The sequence below is a fragment of the Microvirga yunnanensis genome (assembly GCF_025460875.1).
The window spans coordinates 1-6,414 of the sequence record NZ_JAMXFI010000188.1 but is presented as its reverse complement, the minus strand read 5'-3'; the positions used below and the strand labels follow the sequence as shown (position 1 = coordinate 6,414).

6 protein-coding genes and 2 pseudogenes are annotated in these 6,414 nt (G+C 69.8%); 4 read left to right on the top strand and 4 right to left on the bottom strand.

Annotation, left to right across the window (positions count from 1 at the left end; all coding sequences use genetic code 11):
* The coding region (locus tag NF876_RS41880) for a heparinase II/III domain-containing protein (protein WP_262273583.1) at positions 1-412 on the top strand (412 nt) is incomplete at its 5' end.
* A 4-nt stretch (positions 413-416) separates the two neighbouring features.
* Here NF876_RS41880 and NF876_RS41875 read toward each other — a convergent pair.
* Positions 417-866: pseudogene (locus tag NF876_RS41875) on the bottom strand (cupin domain-containing protein).
* 72 nt (positions 867-938) lie between these two features.
* Positions 939-1,085 (bottom strand): hypothetical protein, encoded by a 147-nt coding sequence (locus NF876_RS41870; RefSeq protein ID WP_262273582.1) that lies wholly within the window; start codon positions 1,083-1,085, stop codon positions 939-941.
* A gap of 96 nt (positions 1,086-1,181) precedes the next feature.
* Between NF876_RS41870 and NF876_RS41865 the strand changes: the two genes are divergently transcribed.
* From NF876_RS41865 to NF876_RS41855, 3 genes are all read left to right on the top strand, one after another.
* Complete coding sequence (locus NF876_RS41865; RefSeq protein WP_262273581.1) at positions 1,182-2,000, top strand: class I SAM-dependent methyltransferase; 819 nt, start codon at positions 1,182-1,184, stop codon at positions 1,998-2,000.
* A 110-nt stretch (positions 2,001-2,110) separates the two neighbouring features.
* Complete coding sequence (gene purH, locus NF876_RS41860) at positions 2,111-3,703, top strand: bifunctional phosphoribosylaminoimidazolecarboxamide formyltransferase/IMP cyclohydrolase (protein WP_262273580.1); 1,593 nt, start codon at positions 2,111-2,113, stop codon at positions 3,701-3,703.
* 198 nt (positions 3,704-3,901) lie between these two features.
* The gene (locus tag NF876_RS41855; RefSeq protein ID WP_262273579.1) at positions 3,902-4,222 is read left to right on the top strand and encodes a heavy metal-binding domain-containing protein; all 321 of its coding nucleotides are present in this window, start codon (positions 3,902-3,904) and stop codon (positions 4,220-4,222) included.
* Positions 4,223-4,229: 7 nt separating this feature from the next.
* Here NF876_RS41855 and NF876_RS41850 read toward each other — a convergent pair whose 3' ends face one another.
* Positions 4,230-5,609 carry an MFS transporter gene (locus NF876_RS41850; protein ID WP_262273578.1) on the bottom strand — a complete coding sequence of 460 codons (1,380 nt, stop codon included), beginning with the start codon at positions 5,607-5,609 and terminating at the stop codon, positions 4,230-4,232.
* A 194-nt stretch (positions 5,610-5,803) separates the two neighbouring features.
* Positions 5,804-6,414 (bottom strand): annotated as a pseudogene (locus NF876_RS41845) (NAD-glutamate dehydrogenase domain-containing protein); the annotation flags it as partial.

The window sequence follows — 6,414 nt, the reverse complement described above, 5'->3', positions numbered from 1 at the left end:
GTACAAGGCCCGCTTCGGCATCACCCACGAGCGGCGCTGGCAGCTCGCTCCCAAAGGCAACGTGCTGGAGGGCGAGGACAGCTTCTTCAGCGACGGCGGCCGGGCCGGAACCGTGCAGGCGGTCATCCGCTTCCATCTGGCGCCCGGCATCCGGGCGAGCCGCGCACAGGGCGGCCGGGTGGTGATGCTGGTCCTGCCCAACCGGGAGGCCTGGCAGTTCTCGGCCGCGCCGGTCGAGGCGGAGCTCGAGGACAGCGTGTTCCTGGCCACCCCCGAGGGCATGCGGCGCACGGAGCAGATCGTGCTCACGGTCCGTCCAGCCGAGACGCCCACCGTGCGCTGGCGCTTCGAGCGCCTCGCCCGCACCTTCAGCCCCGGCGAGCCCCAGGATCAGGCCCCGGAGCTGATCTGACCCGTCACTCGTTCGCCTCCGGCGGCAGGAAGTCGACGTCGTGCGCGGCGGAGAGCTCCAGCACGCGCGGGATGTCGGTCTGGTCGTGCAGGGCGTCGAACAGGTCTTCCAACCGGCCCGCAGGCGAAACCCAGAACAGGGCGCGGGCCGGCGCATCCGACTTGTTGAAATAACCGTGCGGGACCCCCCGGGGCATGCGCACGAGGTCGCCCGCCCGCGCCTTGCTTCAGACCCCGTCGAGCTTCAGATCGAGCTCGCCCTCGAGCATCAGGATGAACTCGTCCTGCCCGGGATGGATGTGGACGGGCACGTATTGCCCCGGCTCGCTGTTGGTCTCGAATGCGAACGAGGAGACGCAGGAGGCCTTCGGGACATAGCGCTGGCCCAGGATGTTCCACGCCTTCCCCCGGTAGCCTTCGCCGGCCCGCGTGATGCCCTTGTCGAGTTCGCTCATGGCTGCCCTCCGCGTCTGCGCTGGCGTTTTCGCCGGGCAGCATGGCGGGAGCCAGTCTGAGCGGGCAAATGGTCAAAGGAGGTAAGGGCAGGCTGATGGACGCGGCGCCGCCCGCGCTCCCCCGAAGGAGCAGTGATGCCGCGGCGCGCCGGTCTGCTCGCGCATCGTGCGGACCTTGAGGGCCACGATGAACGATGCGCCGCTCAAGGATGTGAGCATCGGATCCGATCCCAAAAGTGGGTCCACTCTTGGGCTCGATGCGCTAGGATGGCGCGGCGTTGCGTTCGATGTCCCCGACGAGCCCGGGAGCGAAGCATGTCGTCCAAGTTCCATGCGAGAAGCGCCGTCTCCTACGACCAGCTCATGGGCCGCTGGAGCCGGAGACTGGCGAAACCCTTTCTCGCCTTCGCCGGGCTCGATGCGGGCGAGCGGGTGCTCGATGTCGGGTGCGGCACGGGCAGCCTGACCTTCACGATCCCTCAGGTGGCCGAGATCGCCCGCATCGACGGGATCGACTTCTCCGAGACCTATGTGGAAGCCGCGCGGGCGCGCAACACCGATCCCAGGATCGTCATCGCGCGCGGCGACGTTTGTGCGCTTCCTTTCGAGGATCGTGCGTTCGACAGGACCCTGGCGCTGCTCGTGCTCCATTTCGTGCCTGAATCGGAACAGGCCCTGCGCGAGATGAGCCGCGTGACGAAGCCCGGCGGAGTGGTGGCGGCGGCCGTGTGGGACAGCTATGGCGGCATGCCCTACCAGCGCATGTTCTGGGACACGGCCGCGGCGCTCGATCCCTCCGCCGCGTCCCACAGGCGCGAGAGCTATTACAAGCCCCTGACCCGGTCCGGCGAGATGCGGGCGCTGTGGACCCGGGTCGGCCTTGCCGACGTCGCCGAGATTCCGCTGATGATCCGCATGGACTATTCCGACTTCGGGGATTTCTGGAAGCCCTATGCCGCGGGAGAGGGCCCGCTCGGGACATACGTGACCGGGCTCGACGACAGGGCTCGATCGGCGTTCGAGCGGGCCCTGCGCGCCGCCTACGAGGCAGGCGAACCGGACGGACCGCGCTCCTTCGCGGCGGTGGCCTGGGCCTGTCGCGGCACCGTGCCCGGAGGATGGCACCGACGCTGAGAACCCGCCATACCGGTCGGGCAATCTTCCCCTGCGGTCGCGACAGGTTCCCATCCCGGGCCTCCCGTGGTATCGCGCCCGCATCTCTTCCCTTGAATGGAGCGGCCGCCATGCCGAGCGACCTGAAGCGCGTCTCCCGCGCTCTGCTTTCCGTATCCGACAAGTCGGGTCTCGTGGACTTCGCCCGCGCGCTCTCCGGGCGCGGCGTCGAGCTGGTGTCCACGGGCGGCACGCACAGGGCCCTGAGCGAGGCGGGCCTGCCCGTGAAGGACGTGAGCGAGCTCACGGGCTTTCCGGAGATGATGGACGGGCGCGTGAAGACACTGCATCCCGCCGTGCATGGCGGCCTGCTCGGGATCCGCGAGAACCCCGAGCACCAGGCGGCCATGCTGGCGCATGGGATCCGGCCCATCGACCTGCTGGTGGTGAACCTCTATCCGTTCGAGGCGACCGTGAAGGCCGGCAAGCCCTATGACGACTGCATCGAGAACATCGACATCGGCGGGCCGGCCATGATCCGTGCGGCCGCCAAGAACCACGGCGACGTGGCCGTGGTGGTCGACGGCGCCGACTACGCGGCCGTCCTGGAAGACCTGGCCCAGAACGACGGCTCGGTGACGCTCGCCCTGCGCCGGCGCCTCGCCCAGAAGGCCTATGCCCGCACGGCCGCCTACGACGCGGCGATCTCCAACTGGTTCGCCGGCGAGATCGGCGAGGAGACCCCGCCCGTTCGGGCCCTGGGCGGTGCCATCGCCGAGGTGATGCGCTACGGCGAGAACCCGCACCAGAGCGCGGCCTTCTACCGCACGCCGGAGAGCCGCCCGGGCGTCGCCACCGCCCGCCAGGTGCAGGGCAAGCAGCTCTCCTACAACAACATCAACGACACGGACGCGGCCTACGAGGCCGTGGCGGAGTTCGCGCCCGAACGCTCCGCCGCCATCGTGATCGTCAAGCACGCCAACCCGTGCGGCGTCGCCGAGGGCGCCACGCTCCGCGAGGCCTACGAGAAGGCCCTGCGCTGCGACCCGGTCTCGGCCTTCGGGGGCATCGTGGCCATGAACCGGCCCCTCGACGCGGAAGCCGCGAAGGCCATCACCGAGATCTTCACCGAGGTGATCATCGCGCCCGACGCCACCGAGGAGGCGATCGCCATCGTGGCGGCCAAGAAGAACCTGCGCCTGCTCCTGGCCGGCGCCCTGCCCGATCCGCGGGCGGAGGGCCTGACCCTGCGCACGGTGGCGGGCGGCTTCCTGGCCCAGAACCGCGACAACGCGGTGGTCGACGCCATGGACCTGAAGGTGGTGACGAGGCGCGCGCCCACGGACCGGGAGCTGGAGGACCTGCGCTTCGCCTTCCGGGTCGCCAAGCACGTGAAGTCGAACGCCATCGTGTACGCGAAGGATCTCGCGACGGTCGGCATCGGGGCCGGCCAGATGAGCCGGGTCGATTCCTCCCGCATCGCCGCCTGGAAGGCCGCCGAGGCCGCGAAGGCCGCGAACCTGCCCGAGACCCTCGCCCGCGGCTCCGTGGTGGCCTCCGACGCCTTCTTCCCCTTCGCGGACGGCCTGCTCGCGGCTGCGGAGGCCGGCGCCACCGCGGTGATCCAGCCCGGCGGCTCCATGCGCGACGACGAGGTGATCAAGGCCGCCGACGAGGCGGGCCTGGCCATGGTGTTCACAGGACACCGGCATTTCCGGCACTGAGACCGGCCGTCACGGATCGTCTCCGCCACCCGCTCGTCATGGCCGGGCTCGTCCCGGCCATCCCGATGATGTGAAGCGCCGCACCTCTCCGATCGGGATCATCGGCACAAGGCCGGTGATGACACGAGGTGCCGCTCCCGAGGACGATGACATTTCTCATCTCTCTTCCCATCTCAAGCGGAGCAGAGGGAGACGCTCATGATCATCACCACCACGCCGTCCATCGAAGGCCGCCGCATCGGGTCCTACCGCGGCATCGTGTCGGGCGAGGCGATCCTCGGCGCCAACGTGTTCCGCGATTTCTTCGCCTCGATCCGCGACGTGGTCGGCGGACGGGCGGGCTCCTACGAGCGCGTGCTGCGCGACGGGCGCGACACGGCCCTGCAGGAGATGATCGAGGAGGCCGAGCGCCTCGGCGCCCATGCGATCGTCGGCGTGCACCTCGATTACGGGGCGCTGGGCAAGAACGAGGGCATGATGATGGTGTCGGTCAGCGGCACGGCCGTGACCCTGGACTGACCGGCGCTCACACGCGCTTCACGCCGCTCAGGAGCCAGAACCCGGCGAGCAGGAACAGGATCAGCACCGCCGGCCCCGCGGCCTGCGACTGGAAGACCGCTGTCGCGACCGCGACGGCGAGCGGGGCCAGGAACGACGTGACCTTGCCGGACAGGGCGAGCAGGCCGAAATAGCGGCCCGCCTCGTGGGCCGGCACGAGCCGCGCCAGCAGGCTGCGCGAGGAGGCCTGGAGCGGCCCGGCCACGGCCCCGATGACGAGGCCGAGCCCCACGAACAGCTTTTCGGGCGCCGAGCCGTAGAGGCCGTCGTCCGGGCCGGGCGGTGCCGTCGGGATCGCGAACAGGATGTGGTCGCGCCCGAGCGATAGCACGCCGACGCACACGAGGGCCAGGACGAGGATCGCGCCCAGGATCACCGGCTTGGCGCCGATGCGGTCGTCGAGCCTCCCGCCGATCAGGGCGCCGAGGGTGCCCGTGATGGTGAGCAGGATGCCGAAGATGCCGAGCTCGATCGCCTGCCAGCCGAACACGCCCGCCCCGTAGATGCCCCCGAAGGCGAAGAGCGCCACCAGGGCGTCCTGGTAGACCATGTTGGCGATCAGGAACCGGCCGACGCTCTCGTGCCGGCGGGCATCGGCGACGGTGCTCCTCACCTGCTCGATGCCCTGTCGTGCCGCCTCTTTCAGGCCCATCCCCGAGCGCGGGACGTCGGGGGTGAACAGGAAGAGCGGCAGCACGAAGACCAGGAACCACAGGGCCGAGAACGGGCCCGTGATGCGGTCGCCCTCGCGGGTCGCCGGATCGAGGCCGAACAGGGGATCGAGGCCGAAGACCGTCTTCGTCGACACGGGATCGGCCGCCAGGAAGCCGAGCACGATCACGAGGGACACGAGGCCTCCGCAATAGCCCATCGCCCAGCCGGTGCCCGAGAGGCGACCGTAGCGCTCCGGCGGCACGAGATGCGGGATCATGGCGTTGTTGAACACCGCCGCCACCTCCACGGCCACCGTCCCGAAGGCGAAGCCCACGAGCCCGACCGCAATCCCCGAGGGCAGTCCCGGCGCCGCATACCACAGGGCGAAGGACGCGATGAACAGCACGAGCCCGCAGGACGCGATCCAGGGCTTCTTCGGGCCGGTCGCGTCCGCGATGGAGCCGAGCACCGGCGACAGGACGGCGAGCACGAGCCCGGCCGCGGCCGTCGCATAGCCCCACAGGCTCTGGCCGGTCACCGGATCGGGCGCGAGCGCGGAGGCGAAATAGGGCGCGAACACGAAGGTGGTGACGAGGGTGAAGAAGGGCTGGCAGGCCCAGTCGAACAGGAGCCAGCCGAGGATCGCCGACCGGGGGGCCTTCGGTGGGGACGCAAGGGGGTCGAGGTCTCTCACGGGGCTTGTGTTTCCACTCTCTTGCGTCTCGCCCAACTCATCACGCCCAACTCATCACCGGCCTTCGGCCGGTGATCCCGATCGGAAAGGCGTGGCGCTTCACATCATCGGGATGGCCGGGGCGAGCCCGGCCATGACGGAGAAGTCGCACGCGGTGACCATCGTCCCCTTCCACGTGGGGAGAATGTTCAGCCTCAGCTCATCCGCGCGAGGTCGCCGAGCAGGCTTGCCGCCACGGTGATCTTCGACAGGGTCAGGCCCGACGACACGATGCCGTCGACCGCGCTCCGGATGCGGGCGACGTCGGCGCCGCGCTTCTCGCTCCAGGCCCGCACGGCCTCGGCGCCGGACAGGTCCTGCGACGCCACCTCGGCGGTCAGGCCGCGATGGGCATAGGCGATGCTGTCGACGGCCCGGTCGAGGGCGAGACGGTCGAAGTAGTCGCTGACCGCGATGTCCTGGGCGGCCGCGATGAGCGCCCCGAGCCGGAACGACGCCTCGAGGGCGAAGTGGGTGCGGGCGATGTCGTTGACGGGCTTGCCGGTCTTCTGCGCGGTCTGGACGATGTCGGGCGCGGCCACGAGATCGGGCAGCGACGCGATGCGCCGTGCCAGCTCCTCCGGCGCGCCCTCGTCCATCAGCTCCTTCGTGCGCGCCTCCCAGACGGCCTTGGCGTCCGGCGACAGGGTCTCCTGGAGACTGCGCTCCACCTCGGCGATCCCGGCCCTGTAGGTGCCGATGATCTCGTCGAGGGAATGGTTGACGAAGTCCACGTTGCGGATGAACCAGACGATCCGGTTCATCA